Origin of the sequence: Sphingomonas sp. LR59, assembly GCF_036855945.1 — a bacterium.
GTDB lineage: Bacteria > Pseudomonadota > Alphaproteobacteria > Sphingomonadales > Sphingomonadaceae > Sphingomonas.
Window position 1 is genome coordinate 1,151,252 of record NZ_JASPFL010000001.1, and the last position, 26,683, is coordinate 1,177,934.

General features: G+C 66.6%; 12 protein-coding genes and 4 pseudogenes. 6 read left to right on the plus strand and 10 right to left on the minus strand.

What is annotated here, in order from left to right:
* Window positions 1-1,037: 1,037 nt before the first annotated feature.
* Window positions 1,038-2,756, plus strand: a pseudogene (locus QP164_RS05255) (PAS-domain containing protein); the annotation flags it as partial.
* A 378-nt stretch (window positions 2,757-3,134) separates the two neighbouring features.
* Here QP164_RS05255 and QP164_RS05260 read toward each other — a convergent pair.
* On the minus strand, window positions 3,135-3,758 hold the full coding sequence (locus tag QP164_RS05260; protein WP_333922418.1) for a response regulator transcription factor: 624 nt from the start codon (window positions 3,756-3,758) through the stop codon (window positions 3,135-3,137).
* Window positions 3,755-5,709: pseudogene (acs, locus tag QP164_RS05265) on the minus strand (acetate--CoA ligase). Before acs ends, QP164_RS05260 begins: the two are co-directional and overlap by 4 nt.
* Before the next feature lie 145 nt (window positions 5,710-5,854).
* Between acs and QP164_RS05270 the strand changes: the two are divergent.
* Both QP164_RS05270 and QP164_RS05275 read left to right on the plus strand, forming a co-directional pair.
* The gene (locus QP164_RS05270) at window positions 5,855-7,303 is read left to right on the plus strand and encodes a DcaP family trimeric outer membrane transporter (protein WP_333922419.1); all 1,449 of its coding nucleotides are present in this window, start codon (window positions 5,855-5,857) and stop codon (window positions 7,301-7,303) included.
* Between the two features lie 227 nt (window positions 7,304-7,530).
* Window positions 7,531-9,198: an MFS transporter gene (locus QP164_RS05275; RefSeq protein WP_132896409.1), complete on the plus strand. Its 1,668-nt coding sequence runs from the start codon at window positions 7,531-7,533 to the stop codon at window positions 9,196-9,198.
* 73 nt (window positions 9,199-9,271) lie between these two features.
* Here QP164_RS05275 and QP164_RS05280 read toward each other — a convergent pair whose 3' ends face one another.
* The 3 genes and pseudogenes from QP164_RS05280 to QP164_RS05295 form a co-directional block, all read right to left on the minus strand.
* Window positions 9,272-10,804, minus strand: a complete 1,533-nt coding sequence (locus tag QP164_RS05280; RefSeq protein ID WP_333922420.1) for a tryptophan halogenase family protein — start codon at window positions 10,802-10,804, stop codon at window positions 9,272-9,274.
* 166 nt (window positions 10,805-10,970) lie between these two features.
* Window positions 10,971-12,272: pseudogene (locus tag QP164_RS19780) on the minus strand (tryptophan 7-halogenase); the annotation flags it as partial.
* Window positions 12,269-13,789, minus strand: a complete 1,521-nt coding sequence (locus QP164_RS05295; RefSeq protein WP_435368342.1) for a tryptophan halogenase family protein — start codon at window positions 13,787-13,789, stop codon at window positions 12,269-12,271. The pseudogene QP164_RS19780 and the gene QP164_RS05295, both read right to left, overlap by 4 nt.
* 361 nt (window positions 13,790-14,150) lie before the next feature.
* Between QP164_RS05295 and QP164_RS05300 the strand changes: the two genes are divergently transcribed.
* From QP164_RS05300 to QP164_RS05310, 3 genes and pseudogenes are all read left to right on the plus strand, one after another.
* Window positions 14,151-17,450, plus strand: coding sequence for a TonB-dependent receptor (locus QP164_RS05300; protein ID WP_277982476.1), 3,300 nt, complete (start codon window positions 14,151-14,153; stop codon window positions 17,448-17,450).
* A 133-nt stretch (window positions 17,451-17,583) separates the two neighbouring features.
* A pseudogene (locus QP164_RS05305) lies at window positions 17,584-17,790 on the plus strand (cupin-like domain-containing protein); the annotation flags it as partial.
* 101 nt (window positions 17,791-17,891) lie between these two features.
* Complete coding sequence (locus QP164_RS05310) at window positions 17,892-18,503, plus strand: cupin-like domain-containing protein (RefSeq protein ID WP_333922424.1); 612 nt, start codon at window positions 17,892-17,894, stop codon at window positions 18,501-18,503.
* A gap of 106 nt (window positions 18,504-18,609) precedes the next feature.
* Here QP164_RS05310 and QP164_RS05315 read toward each other — a convergent pair whose 3' ends face one another.
* The 5 genes from QP164_RS05315 to QP164_RS05335 form a co-directional block, all read right to left on the minus strand.
* The gene (locus QP164_RS05315; RefSeq protein ID WP_435368343.1) at window positions 18,610-20,436 is read right to left on the minus strand and encodes a glycoside hydrolase family 9 protein; all 1,827 of its coding nucleotides are present in this window, start codon (window positions 20,434-20,436) and stop codon (window positions 18,610-18,612) included.
* Window positions 20,424-22,949: a glycoside hydrolase family 3 protein gene (locus QP164_RS05320; protein ID WP_333922426.1), complete on the minus strand. Its 2,526-nt coding sequence runs from the start codon at window positions 22,947-22,949 to the stop codon at window positions 20,424-20,426. Before QP164_RS05320 ends, QP164_RS05315 begins: the two co-directional genes overlap by 13 nt.
* An 87-nt stretch (window positions 22,950-23,036) precedes the next feature.
* Window positions 23,037-24,098 (minus strand): SGNH/GDSL hydrolase family protein, encoded by a 1,062-nt coding sequence (locus QP164_RS05325; protein WP_333922427.1) that lies wholly within the window; start codon window positions 24,096-24,098, stop codon window positions 23,037-23,039.
* A 28-nt stretch (window positions 24,099-24,126) separates the two neighbouring features.
* A complete protein-coding gene (locus tag QP164_RS05330; protein WP_333922428.1) occupies window positions 24,127-25,134 on the minus strand; it encodes a glycosyl hydrolase in 1,008 nt (335 codons plus the stop codon).
* 34 nt (window positions 25,135-25,168) lie between these two features.
* Window positions 25,169-26,482, minus strand: a complete 1,314-nt coding sequence (locus QP164_RS05335) for a glycoside hydrolase 5 family protein (RefSeq protein ID WP_333922429.1) — start codon at window positions 26,480-26,482, stop codon at window positions 25,169-25,171.
* Between the last annotated feature and the right edge of the window lie 201 nt (window positions 26,483-26,683).

The window sequence follows — 26,683 nt, forward strand, 5'->3', positions numbered from 1 at the left end:
TGGCGGGGCGCAACCCTGGCGTAGTCGCGGCAATCGCGGCGGAGTCGCTGATCAAGCTGTTGTGCTTCGTCGTGCTCGGGGTTGTGACGGTGGCGTTGCTGGTCGACGTGCCGGCGGAGGCGCTGGCGCCGCCGCTGGCCCGGCTTGAGGCGGGCTTCACCTGGGGTGCGCTATCGTCGGATTTCTGGGTGCGCACGCTGCTGTCGGCGCTGGCGATCCTGTGCCTCCCTCGGCAATTCTATGTCGGGGTGATCGAGGCCCGCGGCCCCGACGCGATCGCCCGGGCGCGGGGCCCGTTCATCGCGTACATGGTGGTGATCTCGCTGCTCGTGCTGCCGCTCGCGCTGGCGGGGATGACGCTGTTGCCGGGCGATGCCGAGCCGGATCTGTACGTGCTTGCGGTGCCGCTGCAGCAGGGCGAAAACCTGGTCGCGCTGATCGCGTTTCTCGGCGGGTTCTCGGCCGCGACGGCGATGGTGGTAGTCGAGACGATCGCGCTGTCGACGATGGCGACCAACGATCTGCTCGCGCCGCTGCTGCTCCGGCGGCACGGCGAGGCGGGCGAGGGCGAGCTTGGCCGAAGGATGCTGCGCGTGCGGCGGGTCATCATCGCCGCGATCGTCGCGGTCGCGCTGCTATATGGCCGGAGCCTGGGTGCGGACCTGCCGCTGGCGTCGATCGGGCTGATCGCGTTCGCCGGTGTGGCGCAGTTCGCACCTGCGCTGATCGCGACGGTCGGGTGGAACTTCGCCAATCACACAGCGGCGCGCGCTGGGCTGATCGGTGGCGTGGTCGTCTGGATCTACTGCCTGTTGCTGCCGTCGATCGGCGAGGGTGTTGGGCCGGCGTTAGCGCAGTTCACGCGGGCGTGGCTCGATCCGGATGCGTTGCTTGGGTGGCGGATCGGCTCACCTTTGGTCAACGGCACGGTGTGGAGCCTCGGCGTCAACGTCGCGCTGATGGCCGGGCTGCACGTGCGCGAGCGGCATCGGGGGAACGCCGCGCTCGACCATGTCACGACGCTCGGCGAATTGCGGATGCTCGTCGCGCGGTTCGTCGGCGACGGCGAGGCGGAGGCGATCGGTGTGGCGTCACCCGATCAGCGCGCGCCGATCGACGGCCCTGCGGCGCGCACCGCCGAGCGGCTGATCGCGGGCGTGATCGGCGCACCGTCGGCCCGGAAGATTGTCGCGTCGAGCATCGCCGGGTCGGCGATCGACGTCAGCGACGTGGTCCGCCTGCTCGACCAGCGCGGGCGCTCGCTGCGGTTCTCGCGCACGTTGCTGTCCGCGACGCTGGAGACGATCGACCCGGGGGTGAGCGTTATCGATGCGGACCTGCGGCTGGTCGCGTGGAATCCGCGCTATGTCGAGATGTTCGACTATCCCGAGGGCTATGTCGTGGTCGGGCGTGCGATCGCCGACCTGATCCGCTACAATGCCGAGCGCGAGGGCATCGCGGGCGATATCGCGGCGCATGTCGGGCGTCGGGTGGCGCATCTCGCGCGCGGCACGCCGCACAGTTTCGAGCGGCAACGGCCGTCGGGGCGGTGGATCAAGATGGTCGGGCGGCCGATGCCGGGCGGGGGCTACGTCCAGAGCTTCACCGACATTACCGCGGAGAAGGAGGCGCAGGCCGATCTCGAGGCGCGGGTCGTCGCGCGGACGCAGGATCTCGCGCGGTCGAACCACATGCTGGGCGAGGCGCGTGCGATCGCCGAGACCGCGACGCGCGACAAGACGCGGTTCCTGGCGGCGGCGAGCCATGACCTGTTGCAGCCGCTGCATGCGGCGCGGTTGTTCTGTGCGGCGCTCGACGAGGGGAAGGCGCCGCATCAGGCTGAGCTGGTGCGCGCGATCGACGGCGCGATCGGGTCTGCGGACACGTTGCTGCGGGCGTTGCTCGACGTGTCGCGGCTCGATGCTGGGGGCGTGGTGCCGAAGGTCGAGCGGTTTGCGCTGGGGGCGCTCATCGAGGAACTGGCCGTGCAGTTCGCGCCGTTGGCGGGGGAGCGGGGGCTGGTGCTGGCATCGCATCCGGGAGTGTTCAGCGTGGCGACGGATCGGTCGTTGCTGCGGTCGATATTGCAGAATTTCCTGTCGAATGCGGTGCGCTATTCGGCGGATGGGCGGATCTGGATCGGGGCGCGGCGGCGGGGTGACGACGTGCTGATCGAGGTGCGTGATGCCGGGCCGGGGATTGCGTCTGGGGACCGCGAGCGGATCTTCGAGGAGTTCGAGCGGCTCGAAAGCAAGGGCAGCGCGGGCGGCGGCGTCGGGCTGGGGCTGGCGATCGTCCGGCGGATCGCGCGGTTGCTCGGGGTGGCGGTGGAGTTGCGGTCGGCTCCGGGGCGCGGGACGACGTTTGCGGTGCGGGTGCCGTTGGCGCCTGACGGGCTGGATGTGGCGTTGCCGACGCCCTCGGCGCCGCGCGCGCTGGTGCCGGGGTTGCGGGTGATGTGCCTCGACAATGATGCTACGATCCTGGCGGCGCTCGACGCGGCGTTGCGCGCGCGGCGGTGCGTGCCGTTGCTGGCGGCGACGATCGCCGAGGCGATGGAACTAGCGACGGACGAGGAGCCGGATGTGGCGCTGGTCGACTTCCACTTGGACGAAGCGGAGGATGGACTCGACGTGGTCGCGCGGTTGCGGGCGATGACGCCTCCGCCGGCGATTGCGCTGGTGACCGCGGACCGCGCGGTCGTGGAGGATGTGCGGTGTGCGGGGCTCGTCGTGCTGACCAAACCGGTGGTGCCGGCGGATCTGTGGCGGTTCATCGAGGAGGCTTCGGCGGCCGCGGCGCGGGGAGTTGAGCCTCGTAGAATCCTCCCCCGCCAGGGGGAGGTGGCTGGCTCTTGCCAGACGGAGGGGGCGGAAAGGGTAACGTCGGTTGCGTGTTCCTCCCCCTCCGTCGCCTTCGGCGCCACCTCCCCCTTGCGGGGGAGGATTGAAATGGGGGTGGCATTCAGTTGGAGCGCCGGCTCTCGAAACCAGTCGGCACTCTTACCTTGCGCGCAAGATATGTTTCCCCGCGAAGGCGGGGATCCAGACTGGGCTCCCGCCTTCGCGAGAGAACAAGGAATTATGTGCTGCCGGGGATGCGAAATGGCTCTTGTCCGGGCGGCATGGCCTGCCTCAGTCGGCGAAGTGGATGTCCATCGCCCTCGCCGCGAGGACCGCTTGCGTCCGGTTCTGCACCCCAAGTTTTCGGAGGATGGCGGTCATGTGACCTTTCACCGTACCTTCCGAGATGCCGAGGTCGAAGGCGACTTGCTTGTTCAGGCGACCGGCGAGGACACCGAGGAGCACCTTCAGTTCGGTGGGGGTAAGGCTGGCGACGCGGGTAGACATTTCGTCGACGGGGGCGCCTTCGGCTGGCGCGTCGCGTTCGCCGGCGAGAGCTCGCGCGACCGCGTTTTCGAGGGTGGCGAGGTCGGCGGTTTTTGAGACGAAGCCGATTGCGCCATAGGCCCTCGCACGCGGTGCCGCCTCGGCTTCGTCGGCCGAGGAGATCACCATGATCGGCGTGTCGGGGCGTTCAGCGTGGAGCAGCGCGACACCGGCGAACCCTTCCGATCCTGGCATCCGCAGGTCCAGCAGGATCAGATCGAGCCGTTCCGCCCCGCGCGCTGCATCGACCGCCTCGCAGAGTTGCCCCGCCTCGATCACCACCGCATCAGGCGCGGCGCGGCTGACCGCCAGTTTGAGCGCCTGGCGGAACAGCGGGTGATCGTCGGCGATGAGGATCGTGCGCGTCATGCCGGTACGGGGATGGCCTCCTCGCGGCCCGCGATCAAGGCGTCGACCACGGCTGGATCGGCGAGCGTCGAGGTATCGCCAAGCTGGTCGAGCTGGTTCTCCGCGATCTTCCGCAGGATGCGGCGCATGATCTTCCCCGACCGCGTTTTCGGAAGCGCCGGCGCGAACTGGAGGATGTCCGGCGTGGCGATCGGCCCGATCTCGCGGCGGACCCACTGGACGAGTTCCTTGCGCAGCTCCTCGCTCGGCTCGGCGTTCGCGTTGAGCGTGACGTAGGCGTAGATGCCCTGGCCCTTCACGTCGTGTGGCATGCCGACGACCGCGGCTTCGGCGACCTTCGAGTGGGCGACCAGCGCGCTCTCGACTTCGGCGGTGCCCATGCGGTGGCCGCTGACGTTGATGACGTCGTCGACGCGGCCGGTGATCCAGTAGTAGCCGTCTTCGTCGCGGCGGCAGCCGTCGCCGGTGAAATACTTGCCAGGGTAGGTCGAGAAATAGGTCTGGAAGAAGCGCTCGTGATCGTTCCACACGGTCCGCATCTGGCCGGGCCAGCTGTCGGCGATGACGAGGTTGCCCTCGACCGCGCCGTCGAGGACCTTGCCGTCCGCATCGACCAGTTCGGGCATCACGCCGAACAGGGTTTCGTTGCGCTGCCGGGCTTGAGCGCAGTGGCCCCGGGCAATGGCGAGATCATGTGGCCCCCGGTTTCGGTCTGCCACCAGGTGTCGACGATCGGGCAGCGGCCGTCGCCGACGACGTTGTGATACCAGTTCCACGCCTCGGGATTGATCGGTTCGCCGACCGAGCCGAGCAGGCGCAGCGACTTGCGGCTGGTGCGCGTGACCCAGTCGTCGCCCTCGCGCATCAGCGACCGGAGTGCGGTCGGTGCAGTGTAGAGGATGTTGACCTGGTATTTGTCGACGATTCTCCAGAAGCGGCTGTGATCGGGGTAGTTGGGCACGCCCTCGAACATCACGGTGGTCGCGCCGTTGGCGAGCGCGCCGTACAGCGAATAGGTGTGGCCGGTGACCCAGCCGACATCCGCGGCGCACCAGAAGATCTCGCCGGGACGGTAGTTGAAGACGTATTCGTGCGTCATCGACGCCCACACCAGATAGCCGCCGGTCGAGTGGAGTACGCCCTTTGGCTGGCCGGTCGAGCCGCTGGTGTAGAGGATGAACAGCGGGTCCTCGGCGTTCATCGGTTCGGGTGCGCAGTCGGTCGACTGGCCCTCGACGCACTCCGCATACCAGCAGTCGCGGCCTTCGGTCATCGTCACCTTACCGCCGGTGCGACGGACGACGATGACGGTCTCGACCGCGAGATCGCCGTGGTCGAGCGCGGCATCGACGTTCGCCTTCAACGGCACGGTCTTGCCACCGCGCAGGCCTTCGTCGGCGGTGATGACGATCCGGCTGTCGCAATCGTGGATGCGGTTGCACAGGCTCTCGGGCGAGAAGCCGCCGAACACCACCGAATGGATCGCGCCGATCCGCGCGCAGGCGAGCATCGCGAACGCCGCTTCGGGGATCATCGGCAGGTAGATCGTGACGCGGTCGCCCTTCTTGACGCCCTTCGCCTTCAGCGCGTTGCCGAGCTTCGAGACTTCGTCGCGCAGTTCGGCATAGCTGATCTTGCGGTCGTCGGCGGGGTCGTCGCCTTCCCACAGGATCGCGGTCGCGTCGGGGCGCGCGTCGGCGTGGCGATCGACGCAGTTCGCGGCGACGTTGAGCTGCCCGTCCTCGAACCAGCGAATGTGGAAGTCGCTCTCGTCGAACGACGTGTCCTTGATCTTGGTCGGGGCGACGATCCAGTCGAGCCGCTTGGCCTCCTTCGCCCAGAACGCGTCGGGATCGGTCGCGGCCTCGGCATACATCCGGTCATAGGCGGCGGCATCGATCAGGGCGTCCTTCGCCCATGCCGCGGGGACGGGATAGCTTGCCTCGGTCATCTGGCTCTCCTTTTGCCGCGCTGTACGCGGTCGTGTCGGCACGATCATCCCTCACCAAAGTAAGGGGTGTACGGAGGGACGCAATGCGCCATGATCATGAGGCTTATTCCACGCGTAAGACCAGTGGGAGAGCGCGGAGACGGGGATGACACGGATGGCACTCAGGACACGGCTGGCGTTGACCGCCTTGCTGGCGGGCGCCGCGCTGGTGCCAGGCATGGCGCAGGCACAGACGGCGCGCGAAGTGGAGCTCGAGACGCGGTTGAAGGCGCTCGAAGCGGCGGTGCAGGATCTGCGCGGCGAACTGAACGCCGCGCGGGCGACGGCATCGACTGCGCCACAACCTTCGTCCACCGGGCAGGCACCGACGGCGGTCGCTTCCGCGTCTAACGACCTGCATCCGATGGCCCCCGCCGGACCGACCGCACCCACTGCGCTCGCCGAGGCGAAAGCGCCGGCCGCGGCGCCGACCGACGGGTTCAAGGTCGCGGGGACGACGGTCAAGCTCAACGGCTTCTTCAAGACCTGGGCGTCGGTCAGCCGGTACAGCGGCGGCAATATCGCGCCGGAATCGGTCGGCCGCGACTTCTATTTCCCAAGCATGACCCCGGTTGGCGGGCGCAACGAAGGCAACAGCTTCGAATCGCACGCCAAGCAGACGCGGATCGTGCTGGCGACGGATACGCCGATCGCGGGCCACAGCCTGAAGGGGCTGCTCGAACTCGATTTCCAGGTGGTGCCGGGCACGCAGGGCAACCAGCGCGTCGTCAGCGGGTATAACCCCGGCCTGCGTCGCGCGTTCTTCACCTACGACAACTGGCTTTTCGGCCAGGAGTGGACGACGTTTCAGTATATCGGCGCGCTACCCGAGACGACCGACTTTATCGGGCCGTCGGAAGGCAGCGTATTCGTCCGCCAGGCGCAGGTTCGCTACACGCGGAAACTGAGCGATACGCTGTCGCTGTCGATCGCGGCGGAGAATCCCGAGACCGCGTCGACCAACCTGGTGTCCGCAGCCGTCGTCGAGAACGCCGACGACCGGCTTCCCGACGTCGCTGCCCGCCTGAACTACAAGACGGCGTTCGGCGAGTTCTCGCTGGCAGGTCTCGCGCGGAAACTGACGATCGATACGGGGCCGTTGAACGAGAGTGCGACGGGCTGGGGCGTGTCGTTCGCGGGCAAGGTGCCGCTCGACGCATCGGGCCATTCCGACATCCGCTTCATGGTGACGCACGGCGACGGTATCGGCCGCTACGTCGGCCTGAACCTTGCGCCCGACGCGGTGTTCGTGCCGGTGCGGGGCGCGGAATTGCAGACGCCGAGCCTGACCGCCGGGTTCGCCGCGCTAAAGCTGGGCTGGACCGACAAGCTGCGCTCGACGTTCATCGGCAGCGTGCAGTCGATCGACTATCCGACCGGCGGCGAGCCGATCGGTGCCAGCGCATCGGCGTGGAGCACGTCCGCCAATCTGTTCTTCTCGCCGGTCAAGGCGATCGATCTCGGCGTGGAGTTCCGTCACGCGGAACGCCGGCTTGTCGATGGGCAGGTCGGCAAACTCGACCGGGGCGAACTCGCTGCGCGGTATTCGTTCTAGGGCATGATGCCACGATGCGTCCCTGTCAGGGAGACACGCTAGGTTACGGAGGGGGAGGATGCGACACCGACGTCATCGCCTACTGCCCCCTCCGTCTGGCACGTGCCAGCCACCTCCCCCTGGTGGGGGAGGATGGCGAGCCCACCTCGTTACATCGAGGATGCTTCAGTTTTTATAAGCCGGCGACGATCGGCTGTTCCACCCAACCCTTCTGAGAGGATACCGCCATGGCGACGACAACCGGGGATGCTTCGCCCCTTGGGCACGTGAAGCAGAGCCAGCCGCTGATTATCATCGCGTCGTCGCTCGGCGCGGTGTTCGAATGGTATGATTTCTACCTCTACGGCCTGCTCGCGACGATCATCACCGCGCAGTTCTTCTCGGGCGTCAACGAGACCACCGGGTTCATCTTCGCGCTGGCGGCGTTCGCGGCCGGGTTCGCGGTGCGGCCGTTCGGTGCGCTGGTGTTCGGGCGGATCGGCGATGTCGTTGGGCGCAAGAACACCTTCCTCGTGACGATGGCGATCATGGGCCTGTCGACGTTCCTGGTCGGCCTGCTGCCAAGCTACGCCTCGGTCGGCGTCGCCGCGCCGATCGCGCTGGTCGTGCTGCGGCTGTTGCAGGGCCTAGCGCTCGGCGGCGAATATGGCGGGGCTGCGACCTATGTCGCAGAGCACGCGCCCGACAAGAAGCGCGGGCTGTTCACCAGCTTTATCCAGACCACCGCGTCACTTGGGCTGTTCGCGGCGCTGTTGATCGTCATCGGCGTGCGGACCCTGGTCGGCGAAGAGGCGTTCGCGGCATGGGGCTGGCGTATCCCGTTCATCGTCTCGATCGCATTGCTGGCAGTGTCGCTCTGGATCCGCATGCAGCTCGAAGAGAGCCCGGTGTTCCAGAAGATGAAGGACGAGGGCAAGACCTCGAAGGCGCCGCTGACCGAAGCGTTCGGGCAGTGGAGCAATTTAAAGGTCGTGCTGATCGCGCTGTTCGGTGCGGTCGTCGGGCAGGGCGTCGTGTTCTACACCAGCCAGTTCTACGCGCTGTTCTTCCTCGAGAAAAACCTGCGCGTCGATGGGCCGACCACCAACATCCTGATCGCGATCGCGCTGCTGATCGCAACGCCCGCGTTCATCTTCTTCGGCTGGCTGTCGGACAAGATCGGGCGGAAATACATCATCCTGACCGGCTGCGCGCTCGCCGCGCTGACCTACATGCCGCTGTTCCACGCGCTGTCGAAGGCCGCCAACCCCGCGCTGTATGCGGCGCAGGCCAATTCGCCGGTGAGCATCGTCGCCAATCCCGACGAATGCTCGGTGCAGTTCGACCCGGTCGGCAAGAACAAGTTCGACAAGAGCTCGTGCGACATCGCCAAGGCGTATCTGGCGAAGGCCGGCATTTCGTACGCCAATGTGATCGCGCCCGCGGGCACCGTCGCGCAGATCCATATCGGCGGCGCGACCATCCCGGTCGTCAACCCGGCGGTCGTGTCTGGGCCTGATAAGGCGGCGGCGATCAAGGCGTTCCAGACCGAGGTGAAGACCGCGCTGACCGCGGTGGGTTACCCCGAAAAGGCTGATCCGGCGCAGATCAACAAGCCGATGGTCGTCGCGATCCTCGTCCTGCTCGTGCTGTACGTGACGATGGTTTACGGGCCGATCGCCGCGTTGCTGGTCGAGCTGTTCCCGACGCGGATACGCTACACCTCGATGTCGCTCCCCTATCATATCGGCAATGGCTGGTTCGGCGGGTTCTTGCCGACCGCGGCGTTCGCGATGGTCGCGGCGACCGGGGATATCTATTACGGGCTCTGGTATCCGATCGTCGCCTGCGCGGTGACGGCCTTGGTCGGGTTGGTGTTCCTGCCGGAGACGTTCCGCCGGTCGCTGCACGGCTGAGCTGCTGCGTTACCGACAACCTGATCGGCCCCGGGGCGCTTAGGCGCGCCTCGGGGCCGAAATGTTTTGGGCGTCAGGTTCGAACTGGGGACCGCATGGGCGGGACGCCCTCAAACCGGCCATGTGCCGCAACGAAGTCGCCATGGCCGGGCAATGCCTGCGCCGTGCGCAACGTCGCCCCGCGGATCTGACGGACCGCGTCCGCAACGCGGTCGGCATCGAGCGCATCGACGATCGGATCATAACCGACCGGGACGACATCCTGCCCGAGCAGCACCTGCACCCAGCTCGAAATCCCGAAAAGTTCATCGTCGTAGCGGAAGATGCGGGCGTTTTTGCGGAACAGCGTGAGCTTGCGCGTCAGGCTATCGGGGATCGGCATCGTCCGGACATGCCGCCAGAACGCGGAATCGTCGCGCCGGGTGGCGTGATAGTGCAGGATGATGAAGTCGCGGACCGAGGTATAGGCGTCACCCATCAGGCGGTTGTATTCGTCGCGTTCGACATCGGCAAAACCGCAGTCGGGGAACAGCGCGAACAGCTTCGAGATACCGGTCTGGATCAGGTGGATGCTGGTCGATTCGAGTGGCTCGAGAAACCCTCCGGCGAGGCCAAGCGCGACGACGTTGCCCTCCCACAGCCTTTCCCGACGCCCCGCCTTGAACCGCAACTGGCGCGGCTCGGCGGTCGGTTTCGAGTCGAGGTTGGCGAGCAACGTAGCGGTCGCCTCGTCATCCGAGATGTGCGCGCTGGAATAGACATGGCCATTGCCGGTGCGATGCTGGAGCGGGATCCGCCATTGCCAGCCGGCGGTGCGCGCGGTCGCCCGCGTATAGGGCAATAGCGGCGTGCTCGGTTCGGTCGGCACCGCGACTGCGCGATCGCAGGGGAGCCAGTGCGACCAGTCCTCGAACGCCACGCCCATCGTTTCGCCGAGCAACAGGCTGCGGAAGCCGGAACAGTCGATGAACAGGTCGCCGTCGACCGATTGGCCACCTTCGAGGCGAACGGCGCGGACATGGCCGGTCAGCGGATCGCGATCGGTGCCGGTGATCCGCCCTTCGATCCGGGTGACGCCACCGGCCTCGGCACGGCGGCGGAGGAACGTCGCGTAGAGCCCGGCGTCGAAATGATAGGCGTAGGCGAGCGGTGGCTGGCCGCCAGGCTGGCCGAACTTGTGTAGATAGGCCGCCACCGCGGAGGGGGCATATTCCTCGAGCGTGCCGATACCGGGACGATCGCGCAGTTTCAGCCAGAGCTGGTGGAAGGCGAGCCCCTGGATGTCGCGGCCATGCCCGCCGAAAGCGTGCATGTAGCGATCGTCGCCGGTGTCCCAGCCGACGAACTCGATGCCGAGCTTGAAGGTGGCGCCGGTCGCACGGAGGAAGTCGCGTTCGTCGATCCCGAGCAGCGCGTTGAAGCCGAGGATCGGCGGGATCGTCGCCTCGCCGACGCCGACCGTACCGATCGCGTCGGACTCGATCAGGACGACCTGGCGCTGGCCATCGTCGAGATAGCGGGCAGCCGCGGCGGCGGCCATCCAGCCGGCGGTCCCCCCGCCGACGATGACGACTTTGCGGATAGGGCCAGGGTTCGAATCGGTCATCGTCCACGCTCCAGTTGCGCGAGATACAGGGGATAGGGGGCAGGCGCGCCGGCAACGCGGCAGTTGCCTCGGCGAGCCGTTTCAGCGTCGCGTCGATCGTTTCGGGCGGGCTGGCCGATGCGATTGGATCGGCGATGCGGGGGATGATGCCAAGACCGAGCAGCAAGCCGTGCCAGTCGTCCTTGTCGAAGCTTTCATCCTCGTAGAACGGCAGGCGACCGCGATGCGCGAAATGTTCGAGCGTGTGTGCGAGGCTGTCGGGGCGGGGGAGGCGGGACGCATGCTTCCAGAACGGGCCGCGCGTGCGACCGGTCGGCAGGTAATGCGCAGCCTGGAAGTCGCGGACCCGAGCGGCCTGGCGGTAACTGCGCTGATTATATTCGGCGAGTTCGGTCGGTGCGCAGTCGCGACCCGGCAGCAGGTCGATCGCGCGGAGGATCGCGGCATGGGCGAGGTGCAGGTTGGCGTCGGCAAGCGGATCGAGCACGACCGCGGCATCACCCAGCCCTAGAACGTTGTGCTTCCATGGCTCGGGTCGCGCGCCCGGCGTGAGCGGTACGATGGTGTCGCCGGCCGGCAGGATCCGCCGCGCGCTGGAATCCGAGGTCTGATCCGCCGCGTAGGCGAGCCCGACCAGCGTACGGTCGCGCAACCGGCTTGCGAACCGCCAGCCGGCCGGCACGGCGACCAGATCGTCGGTCGGTGTCAGGGTCTGCACCGGCGCCGTCCCCAGCAACAGACGATCGACCGGAAGCCAGCGTCGCCAATCGTCCCACCGCGTATCAAGTGCCGACCGCAACGGAGCAGCGGGGCCGGAACAGTCAACATACAGATCGGCGACCACGCGATGCCCATCGGCTAGCAACAATGCCGATACCCGCCCGTCTTCACCGCGCTCGACACCCGCAAAGGCGCCGGGCACGGGGACGATGCCAATATGCCGGGCGAGCGCGCGCAACAGGTCGCGGTAGCGGGGTGGATCGAGCCGTAGCGCATAGCCGAAGCCCGAGATCGGCGAGTTCGGATCGTCGGACGGATGGACGAATTTCTCTGCGGCGGCGAGGACCGCGGGCACCGAGAAGGCATCGAACGCCGCTGTCTTCCCGGCGCGGCGTGCATTCAGCCAATGCTGGTGGAATGCGCCGGGAGCGATCGCCCCGCCGCGCTCGCCCTGCGCCAGCACGACCGGCGTTCCGTCCGCGCTCCAGTCCGACAGCCGCGTGCCGAGCCGGTGCGTCGCGCCCGCCGCGAGCAGATCGCGTTCGCGCAGGCCGATCCGATCGTGAAACGCAGTGATCGACGGCAGCGTGCCCGAGAGGCGATCGGTCAGCGCGGCAGCGTCATCCGGCGTCTCGATCAGGGTCACCGCCAGCCCCGGCAGCGCGCGTGCGAACGCGATCGCCGCGGACAGGCCGACGACCCCGGCACCCAGCACGGCAATGCTCGCGATCGGCGTGCGGCTGGTCACGCGGCAATCGTCGCGTTGCGGCGGGCGATGAACGCGGCATGGTCGGGCATCGCGGTCGCGGTGGCGGCGACATGATCGCGCAGGCTGGCGACCGCGCGGTCGAGACCGTCGAGCCCGGGGCGATCGGCACGCTGGTCCCATGCTTGCGGGATGATTCCCTGCCCGAGATAGACCGCGATCCAGCTCGGTTCGAGGAACAGCCCCTCGCTATACTGCGTCACGCGACCGGCGCGGCGGAACAGCTCCATCTTGTCGGCGAGCGTCGTGGGCACGTCCATCGTCCGGACATGATTCCAGAAGTCCGAATCGTCGCGGGTGGTGGCGTGGTAGTGCAGGATCAGGAAGTCGCGGATGCGGTCATATTCCATGTCGACCATCCGGTTGAACTCGGTCCGGTCGGTCGCGGAAATACCCTCCGATCCGGCGCGCTGCGGAAACAGTTCGATCAACTGCGTGATCGCCATCTGCGCGAGGTAGATGCTGGTCGATTCGAGCGGCTCGAGGAAGCCCGAGGCGAGGCCGATCGCGACGACGTTGCCGACCCAGCTGTTGCTGCGACGACCGGCGCGAAATTTGAGGAAGCGGGGATCGGCGAGCGGCGTGCCCTCGACCGACGCGACCAGCGCATCCGCAGCGGCCTGATCCGCAATATGCGCGCTGGAATAGACATAGCCGTTGCCGACGCGGTGCTGGAGCGGGATCCGCCACTGCCACCCGGCCGGTTTCGCGGTCGCTCTCGTATAGGGTTCGATCGGTCCCTCGGGCGAGGTGCACGGCATCGCGACCGCGCGGTCGCACGGCAGCCAGCGCGACCAGTCCTCCCACGGCTCGGCCATCGCATTGCCGAGCAACAGGCTGCGGAAGCCGGAGCAATCGACGAACAGGTCGCCCTCGACCGTCTCCCCATTGTCGAGGCGGACCGCACGGACGTCGCCGCTCACCGGATCCTGGTCGACCGACACGATCCGCGCTTCGGTCCGGCGTGCGCCGTGCGCTTCGGCAAAGCGGCGGAGATAGGGGCCGAACAAGGTCGCATCGAACTGATAGGCATAGCCGAAGCTCGCCGCGAGATCGTCCGCCGGGCCATCGGGAATCGCGAAGCGGTGCGCCTTCGCAGCGGCGACCGCGACCGAATAGTCGCCGATTGGCCCTGCGCGTCCCTCCGCCGCGAGCCGAAGCCAGTAATGGTGGAAGCCGACATCGTCGAGCGGTCGGCCGAACGTGCCGAACGGGTGGATATAACTGTCGCCGATCGCGCCGAAGTCGCGGAAGTCGATTCCCAGTTTGAAGGTCGCATGCGTAGCCCGCATGAAGTCGGCCTCGTCGAGACCCAGTCGCTCCACGAAGGCGCGGATATGGGGCAGCGTCGCTTCGCCGACGCCGACGATGCCGATCTCTGCCGACTCGATCAGATGGACGCTACACCCTGTCGGCAACAGCCTGACCAGCGCTGCGGCCGTCATCCATCCCGCCGTTCCGCCACCGACCACGACAACCCGCGTTCCGCCCGTCTCCATCCCCGCCTTCATCCTCTCGCCAGCACTGTCTGCACAGTCTCTTCCGACAGCTTCTTATCAGTAGGACCGTTCCGAGCCTGTTACACTTTGGCCACACCTCGGCAACGTCTGACACATCTGTCTTTCAAATTGTCTTATTCGTCTTGTGATCCGTAATTTTGCTGCCTAACACCTTGGTAAGGCGAGCGAAGGACGTTCGTCGATCTGGAGATGTGCGATTAGATCGTCTGCTCGAAGAGCGGCGGCGATCGCGCTGAAGGATGCTTAGGGGTTTATCATGGCTGGTGTTGCATCATCGCGGGCGATCGCTCGCGCGTCGCGTCTTATTGGCGCAAGCGTTTCGGTAATCGCAATTGCCGTCATGGCACCCTCAGCCTTCGCGCAGGTCGCCGATCCTGCCGCAGCTGATCCGCAGGCAGTGCCGGCGCCGGCCGGTTCGGGCGTCGCCAGCACGACGTCGGGTTCGGCCAGTCTCGACTCGGCAACCGCGGGTACGGCCCCCGGCTCGGCTAGCAACACCACCGGCACCTCGGGTGCGTCGCAGGACGCCGGTAATCCGACCCCGGACACCGACCGCGGCGAGATCGTCGTCACCGGCATTCGCCAGAGCCTGGCCAACGCACAGAACATCAAGCGTAATTCGGACACCGTCGTCGACGCGATCACCGCGGAAGACATCGGTGCGCTCCCCGATCGGTCGGTCAACGAAGCGCTGCAGCGCGTTCCCGGCGTGTCGATCAGCCGCTTCGCCGCCCCCAGCGACTCGGCGCATTACTCGGCACAGGGTTCGGGCGTCGTCATCCGCGGCCTCAGCTATGTCCGCGGCGAGTTCAACGGCCGCGACGCGTTTGCCGCAGGCGGCGGTCGCGAGATCGGCTTCAACGACATCCCTGCGGAAATCGTCGGCTCGGTCGAGGTGTTCAAGAACCTCACCGCCGATCTGGTCGAGGGCGGCATCGCCGGTACCGTCAACATCAACACGCGCAAGCCGTTCGACTCGAAGAAGGACCTGCTGTTCCTCTCGGCGGGCATGAACCTCGGCGATCTCGAGAAGCGCGGCGCGCCGCAGTTCGTCGGGCTCGTCTCGAAGCAGTTCGACCTGGGCAGCGCAGGCCGGTTCGGCATCCTCGCTAGCGGCACCTACCAGAAGCTCTACAGCCGTTCGGACTCGGTGTTCATCTCGTCGATGCTGCCGCGCTATAACGACGACAAGAACGGCAACGGCGTCCAGGATGCCGGCGAAGGCCGCGTGCTGAACGCGGGTACGCCGTTCCAGTCGACGCTGTTCGATACCTTCCCGCTGCCGGCCGGTCGCAACGTCGTATACGCACCGCTGGGCGCCGGTTCGCGCTCGCAGGATTTCGACCGCACACGCATCGGCTATTCGGGCGCCGCGCAATATGAGACCGCGTCGGGCAACCTGCTGGTCACCGCACAGTTCGTCCGCGCCGAATCGACCGACGACTGGCTCGAGCACACCGTCGAGCCCAACGTCTATTACGGCGATGCCAACACGGTGTTCCCGGTCGGTGGCTCGGACTTCACCTACGACGACAACGGCGTCTTCACGAGCGGCACGCTCGGCAAGCGCACCGGCGCGGTGCAGGGCAACGGCCCGAACGGGTACGGCGTGCTGAGCCAGTTTTCGCCGAACGGCGTGTTCACGACCGAATCCAACCGTCACTTCTTCTCGAAGTCGATCTCGCAGGATCAGTCGCTCAACATCAAGTTCGAGCCGATCGAGCGCCTCCACCTGAATTTCGACGGGCAATACGCCACTTCGAAGGTCAAGGTTCGCGACGACATCCTCGACACCGCGACGTTCAGCCAGACCGCGATCGACCTGCGCGGCAGCATCCCGCAGATCACGTCGATCACACCGGGCTTCGATACGACCAGCTATTTCGCCAACCCCAACTCGATCTATTTCCGCGACGCCTTCAACGGTCGCCAGGATAACGATGGCCACGAATGGGCCTTCCGCGGCGATGCGCAGTTCGACGTCAGCGACACCGCGTTCCTGCGCAACGTCCGCGTCGGTGGCCGGTATGCGGATCGCAAGCAGCTCGTGCGGTCGGCGGATTACAACAATTGGGGCTATCTGTCCGAGACGTGGTCGGCAAAGGGGCCGGTGAGCTATGCGGCACTTGGTCAGAACGAGCAGAGCCTGCACAATTTCACCAATTTCTTCCGTGGTCAGACCAACACGCCGCCGAGCGCGACGTTCGTCTCCGAAGACATTTTGCGCGATCACGACGCTTTCACCGATCTGCTGCGCAAGATCACGACCCTGGGCGGCGGCGGGTATACCGCGCTCGAAGATCGCAAGAACGGCGATGGCAGCCCGCTGAACGATGGCGCGTACCTGAACAGCGAACTCTATCGTAACCGCGAGCAGACCAAGTCCGCCTATGTCCGCGCCGATTTCGGCGTTGAGGATTTCGGCAACGGCATGAGCCTGACCGGCAACGTCGGCGTGCGCTTCGTCAATACCAAGGACAGCTCGAACGGCGCGATCACCTTCCCGAACCAGAGCAGCATCTTCGATGCGTCCAACCTGCCGGCAACCCCGACCGGCGGCGCGTATCCCCAGACGCTGGCCGGGTTCTGCCAGTCGCAGCGCGACAAGCCGCCGGCGTCTGGGACGATCAACGCGATCTGCACCGTGCCCGCAGCCCAGCAGGCGGCGATTCTCGCCTATGCGAACTCCGGATCGATCCCGGATGTCGCCCGGCAGAAGTTCAACTTCTGGCTGCCGAGCGCCAACGTGAAGCTGCAGGTCACGCCGACCTTGCTGTTCCGCGCCGCCGGATCGAAGGCGATCTCGCGTCCGAACTTCGGCGATCTGCGCAACTTCGTCGGCGTCGGTGTGTCGTCGGGCAACACCGCGGGCAACTACCAGTTCTCGGCGACGTCGCGGAACCCGTATCTGCGGCCGGTCGAGGCGTTGCAGTTCGACCTGACTAGCGAATGGTATTTCTCGAAGGTCGGCTCGCTGACCGCGACGGTGTTCCACAAGACCCTGTCGAACATCATCGTCGACAATCTGGGCTACACGCGCACGCTGACCAACAACGGCCAAACGTTCGACGTGCAGGTCAACGGTCCTGCCAATGTCGACGGCAAGTCGCGGATCAAGGGTGCGGAAATCGCGTACCAGCAGACCTTCGACTTCCTGCCCGGTGCGCTCGGCGGTCTCGGCCTGCAAGCCAACTACACCTATGTGAAGGCGGGCAAGATCCCTAACCCGGTGCCCGCCAATGGCGCCGCGGATGGCAGCCGTCCGCCGCAGGACGTCGCCGGTCTGTACGACAACCTCCCACTCCAGGGCCTGTCGAAGCATACCGTCAACGTCGCCGGCTTCTACGACAAGGGTCCGTTCTATGCCCGCGTCGCATATAGCTGGCGCTCGAAGTTCCTGCTGACCAACCGCGATTGCTGCTTCCCGTTCCTGCCGGTCTACGCATTGCCGACCGGACAGCTCGATGCCTCGGCGTTCGTGACGGTGAACGAGCATTTCAAGCTCGGCGTGACCGCGTCGAACCTGCTCGACGAGACGACCAAGACCAACTTCCTGTTGAACGGCGCAGGGCTCGAGGCACCGCGCAGCTTCTTCAAGAACGACCGGTCGTACACGCTGTCGGCGCGCATGACCTTCTGAGGTAGCGGGAGACGAGGCCAGGGATTACACGCACGCGATGAGTGAGATCCTTGGCCTCCCGGTTGCCGAAACCGGCGCGATCGACGCAGTACGGTTCGAAGCCGAGATCGCACGCGGGTATCGCCCGGTCGTCATGCGCGGGCTGGCCGCGGACTGGCCGGCGGTACGCGCCGCCCGCGCCTCCGATCGCGCGATCGGCGAGCATATCGTGTCGTTCGATGGCGGGCGCTCCGCCGACGTCATGGTCGCGCAAAGTGACGTACGCGGGCGGTTCTTCTACAATGACGACCTGAGCGGCTTCAATTTCGAGCGCGCCAAGGCGCCGATCCCGACGCTGGTCGACCAGTTGATCGCGTTGCAGGGGGTGCCCGGCGCGCCGGCCATCTATGCCGGGGCGGCGGCGGCGGGGAATTCCTGCCGGGCTGGGCTGAGGCGAACGTGTTGCCGCTGCCCACGCCCGATGCGGTGCCGCGGGTGTGGATTGGAAACGAGAGCCGGGTGTCGACGCATTACGACGTGTCGAGCAACGTCGCTGTCGTGGTGGCGGGGCGGCGGCGGTTCTGCCTGTTTCCGCCCGAGCAGGGGCCCAACCTGTATGTCGGTCCGCTCGATGTCACGATCGCCGGACAGCCGGTCAGCCTTGTCGATCTCGAAGCGCCCGATCTGGAGCGGTATCCGCGATTTGCCGAGGCGCGTGCGCAGATGCAGGTGACGGTGCTGGAGCCGGGCGATGCGATCTTCATCCCGTCGATGTGGTGGCATGACGTCAAGGCGCTCGGGCGGTTCAACGTGCTGGTCAACTACTGGTGGGGGCAGGCGGGTGCAGCCTCGCCATTCCCCGCGTTAATCCACGCGATCCTCGCGATCCGCGACTTGCCCGAGGGCGAGCGCTCAGCGGTGCGCGGCTGGTTCGATCAATACGTGTTTGGAGACGCGGCGCAGGACGCGGCCGCGCATCTGCCTGAAGCGATGCGCGGCGTGCTCGGAAGCCCGTCGCCGGAGCGGACCGACGCGATCCGCGGATACCTCGCGCGAACGTTGGAGCGGCTGTAGTGCGACGTTATACGTCATCCTGACGAAAGTCAGGACCCAGAGCCACGAATGCTCCGCTTGGTATCCTGGGTCCTGACTTTCGTCAGGATGACGGTTGTGATGATTTCTAGCGCCCCCGCGTCGCGTCTAGGAAGGCGGCGGTCCATACTAGCGGGGCGTTCCAGTTGATTGCGACTTCGTTGACGGTGAACGCGCGGTAGTCGTCGATCCAGCAGGTTTGTGGCGCGCAGCCTTTCATCGGGCCGGGCTCGTTCGCGGCGGCCGAGTTGGGGCCGCCGGAGAGGACTCCGGTGGGTGGCGCGGGATAGCGTTTGTCCGCCGCGGCCGCCCAGAAGCGGTGGTGCGGGTGCTGCATCGGGCGCGTGCCGATACCGGTGACGTAGGATTGGTCGAGCGGATTGCGGCCGAGGATGTAGTCGAGGCTCGATACCACCGCGTCGCGATAGGCGGGCTTGTGGTCGATCTGCCACGCGACGCCGAGCACGATCGCGCGGTTGAGGATCGAACTGCTCGAGCCCCAGGGGTAGTTGGTGCCGCCAAAGGGGATGCCGTAGCCGCTGCGCTTTCCCTCGGCGACGAAGCCGTCGGCGAGCGCTGTGATCCGGGTGCGGAGTTTGGCACGGTCGTCCGCGGGTAGCGAGTCGCCCAAGGTGGCTAGCGTCAGTGCGCCCGCCAGTCTGAGCGAACCCCAGCCGATATCCGTGCCGGGATCGGTGAAGATGCCGTCCTTGCGCAGGCGATCGAGGAAAGCCGCTTCGTTGGTGGTCGCGTAGAGTTGCGCGGCGGCGAAGGTGAACTCGTCGCGGACATCCGGGTCGCCATAGCCCCCGCTGCCCATGAAGTCGGAACTGGTGAGGAGGTTCGGATGGCGGAGTGCCGCCGCCCAGCCGCGTCGGGCTGCGGCGAGGCACTTGGTAGCGAAGGCCGGATCGATCGTCCGCCAAATCCGCGCGCACTGCGCCGCGACACCGACCATGTTGAGCGTTGCCGCGGTCGATGGTGGGTAGAGGAACCGGCGTTCGCGATCGTCGGCGGGGGCGGTTGGAAGTCCGGTCCAATTCTCGTCGGCGATCTTGGTGTGAACCAACCCGCCTGCGTCGATTGTCTCGAACCGGGTGATCGCCTTGCCCGCCACGCCTGCGTCGGGCGCGACGGCTAGCTTGGTGCCGTCGGGGATCTGCATTGCGAGCAGGAAGGCGACTTCGACGCGCGCTTCGTCGAGCAGGTCGTCCTTGCCGTTGATGCGTTCGGGCAGCGCGAGCCGACCGTCGGCGAACGCGCCGGCGTCACCGAACGCGGCCAGGCGCTCGTGGAGGTCGAGCAAGGTCCAGGTCGAGACGCCGCCGTTGACGACGTATTTGCCCTGGTCGCCCGCGTCGTACCAGCCGCCGGTCGCGTCGATCTTGTAGTCGCAACCGGGCCATTTGACGCCCTTCTGGTCTACGCCGCCGAAGCACGTCGCGATGTCGGGGGCGTGGCCGGCGGGGCGGGCGAGGTCTTTGCGTTCGACGTAGGCGGGCAGGATGGGGACGCCGCTGCGCTGTTGGTAGAAGAAGGCCATCGCCGCGGTCGCCACGGCCGCGAACGGGCGATCGGCGATCGCGAACGGGTGGCTGGCGTCCGCGCCGACGTGGAGGCGATAGCCGGTGCCGGGCGTGTGGAACGTGCCGAAGTCGATCCGGTGGACGCTTTCGCCCGAGGCTGCGTCGGGACCGACCGGTATCGTCTGCCCCGACGCGACGATCTTGCCGCGCGCGTCGGTGAGCGTCCATGCGAGCGGTTTCGTCTGCGCAGATGGCAGGACCGCCAGCTTGGGGCCGGTCGTCTCGAACCCGGTCTGGTCGATCCGGATCGGTGCGGGCGGGGCTTGCGTGGCGGCAGTCGTCAGCAGGACGGCCGCCGCACTGAGCAGGAGCCGGCTCAATCGCCGCACTTCGCCATCGGCACGGGTGCGGAGTCGATCTTCACGTCGGAGATCGACAGGCCCAGCTTGCCGTCGGTGGCGATCACGAACGGCGCGGTGACGTGCGCCATGTCGATGCCGCGCTTGGCGAAGCACTGAAGCGGGACGATCACCTGTTGCCAGTCGCCGGGCTTGCCCGCCGCGAGCGTCTTGCCGATCGGGACGGTGACCGCCTTGCCGTCGTTGCTGACCATGCCGAGACCGACGGGTGCGCTGGCTGCGCGATCAACGCGGACGTCGACGACGAGGCTCAGTTCGCCATTGCTCTCGCGCGTGAGGTCGAGCGGGCCCGAGGCCTCGACGCGGGCGTCCGCAGCGCCACCGGTCCAGACGAGCGCACGTGCGTCCTCCTGGCGACGGCGATCGACTGCGGAGGCGGTGAGGCGCTTGGTTGCGGTCGTCGCGTTGACGCCGAGCAGGCGAACCTTCGACTGGTCCTGCTCGACCAGGGTGAGCGACCAGCCCTCGGGAACGCGGCCCTTGCCGAAGATCGTGCCGTTCGACGACGCGGCCATGCCGGCAGGGCGGGTTTCGTCGAGCTTGGGGACGGTGCCCGGCTTGGCGTAGCTGAGGCCATAGCCGAACGCGAACAGCGGGTTGTAGCCGGCGTCGGAGCGGTTGAGGACATACTGGTCGGGACGCTTTGGCCACGAGAAGCTCAGTTTGCCGCGGAAGTCGTTGGCGACGCTGCCGTCCTTCTTGCGGAACAGTACGTCGGCGACGCCGCCGCCTTCGCTGCCCGGCAGGAACGCCGCGACGAACGCATCGGAGGCGTTCAGTTCGGCGTTCACCCAAAGCGGGCGGCCCGACAGGAACACCGCGACGACCGGCACGCCTGCGGCCTTCAATTTGCGGAGGAGTTCGAGGTCGGACTTGTCCTCGGCGCTGTATTCGAGGTTCGGGCGGTCGCCCTTGAACTCGGCATAGGGCTGTTCGCCGAACACGACGATCGCCGCGTCGGGTTTCTTTGCAAAGCTGCCGTCCGCCGACAGCGTCGCGGTACCGCCGGCGTCCTTGACCGCGGCGCTGATGCCCGACCAGATCGTCTCGGCGTTGGGGAAGTTCGCGTTGGTGGTGCCGCCGCCCTGCCAGGTCAGCGACCAGCCGCCGGCCTGTTGCGGGATGTTGTCCGCACCGCCGCCCGCAACGAGGATGTTGGCAGACGGTTTCAGCGGGAGCAGGCCGCCCTCGTTCTTGAGCAAGACCATCGACTCACGTGCTGCACGGCGGGCGATCGCGCGGTGGTCGGCGGCACCGATGAGGTTCATCTTGCCGGCAAGTGCGCGCGACGACGGGCGACCGCGATCGAACGTGCCGGCGCGGATCTTTACGCGCAGGATGCGGCGGACCGCGTCGTCGAGGCGTGCGGCGGGGATTTCGCCCGACTGCGCCTGCTTCAGCGTGTTGTCGTAGAGCGTCTTCCAACCGCTGCCCGAGTACATGAACATGTCTAGGCCGGCGTTGATCGCCGCGGCGCAGCTCTCGTTCGAACAACCCTCAACCTGGCCGTGGCCGTTCCAGTCGCCGACCACGAAGCCATCGAAGTGGAGGCGGTCCTTGAGCACGCCGGTCAGCAGGCTCTTGTTGCCGTGCATCTTGGCGCCGTTCCAGCTCGAGAAGCTGGCCATCACCGACTGCGTGCCGGCCTCGATCGCCGCAGGGTAACCGCCGAGATGGATGTCGCGCAGGGTAGTCTCCGGGATGAGCGCGTCGCCTTGGTCGCGTCCGCCGGTGCCGCCGTCGCCAAGGAAATGCTTGGTGGTCGCGATGACGTGGTCGGGAGCGAGGAACTCCTTGGTGCCGACCTTACCCTGGACGCCTTCGATCACCGCGCCGGCATAATCCGCCTGTACGGTCGGCTCTTCCGAATAGCTCTCGTAAGTACGGCCCCAGCGATCGTCGCGGACGACGGCGAGCGTTGGGGCGAAGGTCCAGTCGATGCCGGCGGCGGCGGTCTCGATCGCGGTGACGTGGCCGATCTCGCGCATCAGGTCGCGGTCGCGCGCTGCGCCGAGGCCGATGTTATGCGGGAAGAGCGTCGCGCCGGGGATGTTGTTGTTGCCGTGGACCGCGTCGGTGCCCCAGATCACCGGGATCGCGGGGCGGCCGTCGCTGCGCGCCATCGACGCGTCGTAGAATGCGTCGGCGAGCTTCAGCCACTCGACGGGTGGGGCAAGGTCGTTGCCGCCAGGGCCGGCATTGCCGCCGTTGAGAATCGAGCCGAGCTTGTAGGTCCGCAGGTCGTCGGGCGTAATGCTGGCGATGTCGACCTGGATCAGCTGGCCGATCTTGTCCGCGACCGTCATGCGTTTCATGATCGCGTCGATCCGCGCCTCGACCTTCGGATCGCGCAACGGACGCGCGTTGGCGGTTGGCCAGATTTCCGGATGCGCAACGGCAGAAAGCGGCGCTGGTTGCGCTACCGGCGTCGCTGCGGATTGCAGCAGAAGCGCGATCGTGAACGTGGAAAACCCTGCCGACATCATACTCTCCCCGGTCGGTGCGCGATCGTGATCCGCACCTTGGCATCCTTGCTACCGGGTTAGCGCTACAATGTGCAAATCATTTGCTTATTTCTGCGCCCAGATCTCGGGATGCGCGTCGATATAGGTCGATAGCGCCGTTGTGATACGCGCGTCGTCCGCGGTCGAAGGATGCGCGTGGCAGCCGCTGAAAGCGAGGCCGGTGACGGGCACGAAGGCGATGTTGCGCTCGCCCTCGGCTTTGAGGCGCGCGGCGACTTTGCCGACTTCGGAGGCTATCTCGCCATCGGCCAGGTCGGTTGCCCACAGGACGACGTGCGCGTCGGGGTCGCGTGCGCGCAGGCGTTTGACGAAGGCGACGTACTTTGCCTCGTAGTCGGCGTGGAGCGCGTCGCGTGTCTGCCATGGCTCGCCGGGGTGGAGCTTTGTGGTGAAGTCGTTGGTGCCGAGCGCGATCACGAACAGGCTGGGGTGCCAGGCGGGGTCGGCGTAGCGCCTTGCCTTGTCGAACAGCGTAAAGGGGTAGGCGACGGGCACGGTGTCAGCGGCCATGCCGTCGTAATTGCGGACGATCCCGCGGCCCGAGATCGCGTTGACTTGGTAGTCGGCATCGTATCGGCGGGCGGTCAGCGCGGGCATGGCCTGTGCGGTGTCGGTGGTCGCCCAGACTTCGTCCTGCGTGCAGTCGCGCTTGGTCGAGACGTTACCATAGCCGACGGTGTGCGAATCGCCGATGAACTCGATCTGGCGGGTGCGGGCGGGCGCGGGGCGGGCACGCGTTCCCCGGTCGGCGTAGAAGCCGCCGAAGACGGTCGGGGCGGCCTGGCTTTCGCTGGCGACGTCGACGTGGATCGTGTGGCGACCGTTCGACAGGCCGGCGATGCGGTAGAGGCCGGGCTTCGGCTTGATGAGCTTGGCAGCAAGCGCGCCATCGACCGACACGCGGAGGATGACGTCGCCCTGGCCGATGCGGAACAGCGCGCTCGGGCCGCGGAACGCCGCCTCGAAATAGGTGCCCGGCCATTGTCGCTTATAGCCATCCGCGGTCCGCTCGACGCGGCCGCCGATGTGGACGGGGAGGGGGCGCCGGCTTTCGTGGTGGTCGGAGTCACGGTCGGCGGAGCGGCGGTCGCCGATGTCGAAAGCCACGTTGCCGCGAACAGGCCGAGGATCGTCTTCATGCCTTCACCTTCAGCCATGCGGGGAGTTCATCCTTGGTAACGTAGCGCTTCGAGGCGAAGTCGCGGCGCAACTGCTCCGGCGTGTTCTGGTCGGCGCCGGTCAGCCAGCGCGTGTGCCAGGTCATGAACCAGAGCCAGTCCGCCGTGGGGCCGAGCAACGCCGGGTCGGGAACGGGGCCGTTCTCGTGCAGGCAGATCGGCAGCGTGTCGCCGACGATGGCCTTCACCTGCGCGAACATCGGGGCGAGGTCGCTATGGTCGTTCGCATAGATGTCCGCGCCGGCGACATCGACCGTCGCGCGGCCGGGATACCAGGTTGGGTCGACGTTCTGGCCTGCCCAGCCGAGCACCCAGATCAGGTTGTTCAGACCGAAAACACGCGTAAATTGGTCGTGCATCAGCGCCCAGAGCGCCTTGAACGCGGCGGGGCCGTGCTTGCCCCACCAGAACCAGTCGCCGCTGAATTCGTGGAACGGGCGCCACAACACCGCGACGCCGCGGTCTTGCAGGACCTTCAACAGCCGCGCGATCTCGGCCATCTGGCGCATCATCGCGACGTTCTGCGGCGTCCCCGGTTTCAGCGCGGCGGCGACGTCGAAATCCTTCTTCGAATTCTCGTAGCCGGTGCCGATGTCGGGCGCGCCCCAATGCCAGCACAGGGTGACGATCCCGCCCGACCGCGCCCAGGCGGTCGCCCGGTCGTTGACGGCGTCGTTGTCGCGCGGATCGATATAGTCGAGCCCGAGGATCGCGGGGAGCTTGCCCGTCACGCGCTGGAGATAGTCGAGTTCGCCGTGCGGATTGGGCGGCGCGGAGCCCTGCTCCTGTTGCCCGGTCAGCGTCTTCCTGCCGTATTGGCTCCACAGATAGGCATAGAGGTGGCGCGCGGCCGGGGTAGCCTTCGGGTTGCTCAAGCTGCGGTTCGGGACCGCCGCCAGCGCCGGCACGCCGTGAAGCAAGCCAAGCGCCGCGGTCATGCCGAGCGTCTCGCGACGGTTGAGCATCAGAGCGCCGCCATCGCCGCGGCGTGCGCGCGGATCACGGCCTGGGTCGAGGCATCGCTGTCGAACACGCCGTACCAGCCCTGCGGTTCATGCGGGGGTCGCCCATGTAGCCAAGGTCGCCGCGCTGGAACCGGTGGTCGGCATGCGGCGTGCGCGCCTCGCCGTTCCAGGCCCAGAAGTTGGAGCCTGCAAGCGGCCCGCCGGCCTTCGCATTGGCCTCGATCGCGGCGTAGATCTGGCGGTAGAAGCGGTCCTTATATTCGGTCGTGATGAACGGATCATAGGCGGCCTGGCCGTCGCGCGGGTAGCCGAACTCCTCGATCACCAGCGGCTTGCCGAGCGTCGTGGCGAGCCGGATATGCGCGTCGATATAGGTGGCCACCTTCGCTGCACCGGCGTCATAGGTGCCGGCGAGATTGCCTGCGTCCATCCAGGTCCAGTTGTTCGGCCAGATATGCGTGGTGAGGTAGTCGATCGAGGGCGACTTGTGGGCGGCGAGCACGACATCCTCGCGCTCGATCGAGCCCTTCAGTCCCTCCGAGCCGGTCGAGACGAGGTGATGGGGATCGAGCGTTTTGATGTAGCGCGCGGTCTCGTCGATCCAGCGATAGAAATGCGAGAGATTAGGCACCGCGACCTTGTCGCCGCCGGCCGGACGCGGTTCGTTCGCGAGTTGCCATGCCATGATCGTCGGATCCGCGGCATAGGCAACGCCCGTCACGGTGTTGGTGCGCGAGACGACGGCGCGGATGTAATCGCGGTACATCGCCTGCGCCTGACCGTTGGTATAGAACGCGGCGTTCCAGTCGGCGAACTCGGGCCAGGGGTGCGCGGGGTCGTTCATGTTGATGAACTTGCCGCCGTTGACCCACGACAGGTACGTCATCATCCCGCCCGACCATTCCCAGAAGTTGGTCAGGTAGATCACGCCGGTCATGTCGCGCTTCGCCATTTCGGCGAGCGTCCAGTCGAGGCCCTTTAGCAGGTCCTCGTTGTACGTCGCGCTTTGGTCGCGAAATCCCGGGGTGATCGAGTTCTTGAGCGGCGACAGTTCGGCCGACCCCAGGATGCGGAGGTTGCGGACGCCGAGCGCCTTCAGACGATCGAGTTCGCGTGCCAGCCGCGCACGATTGCCATAGGCGGTGTCCGCGCCGAGCCACGCGCCGTACCAGATGTTCGCACCCGCATACCGATACGGCTTGCCATTGCGTTCGAAGCCATGCCCGACGACGGTGACGAACGCCGATGGCTGGGCCCGACCAACCGGCTGCGTCACGGTTGCGCAGGCGGAAAGAAGCGCACCGCTGGTGATCGCTGCCCCGGTCAAAAGCGCCGTGCGCCGGTTCATCGTCATATCATACTCCCATCCATCCCACGCCGTGTCTGCTGCACGCATCGCGATATCTGCCGAATCAGACGGCTGCGGTCTATGCGGATATCCGCGAAAATAGAAATTCATTTGGGTAATTCGTAGGCACTTACGAGCGGTCCGGTGCGGACAATGAATTTTTGGCCGTGCCAAAGCTTATAGCGCTCCAATATCCGACGC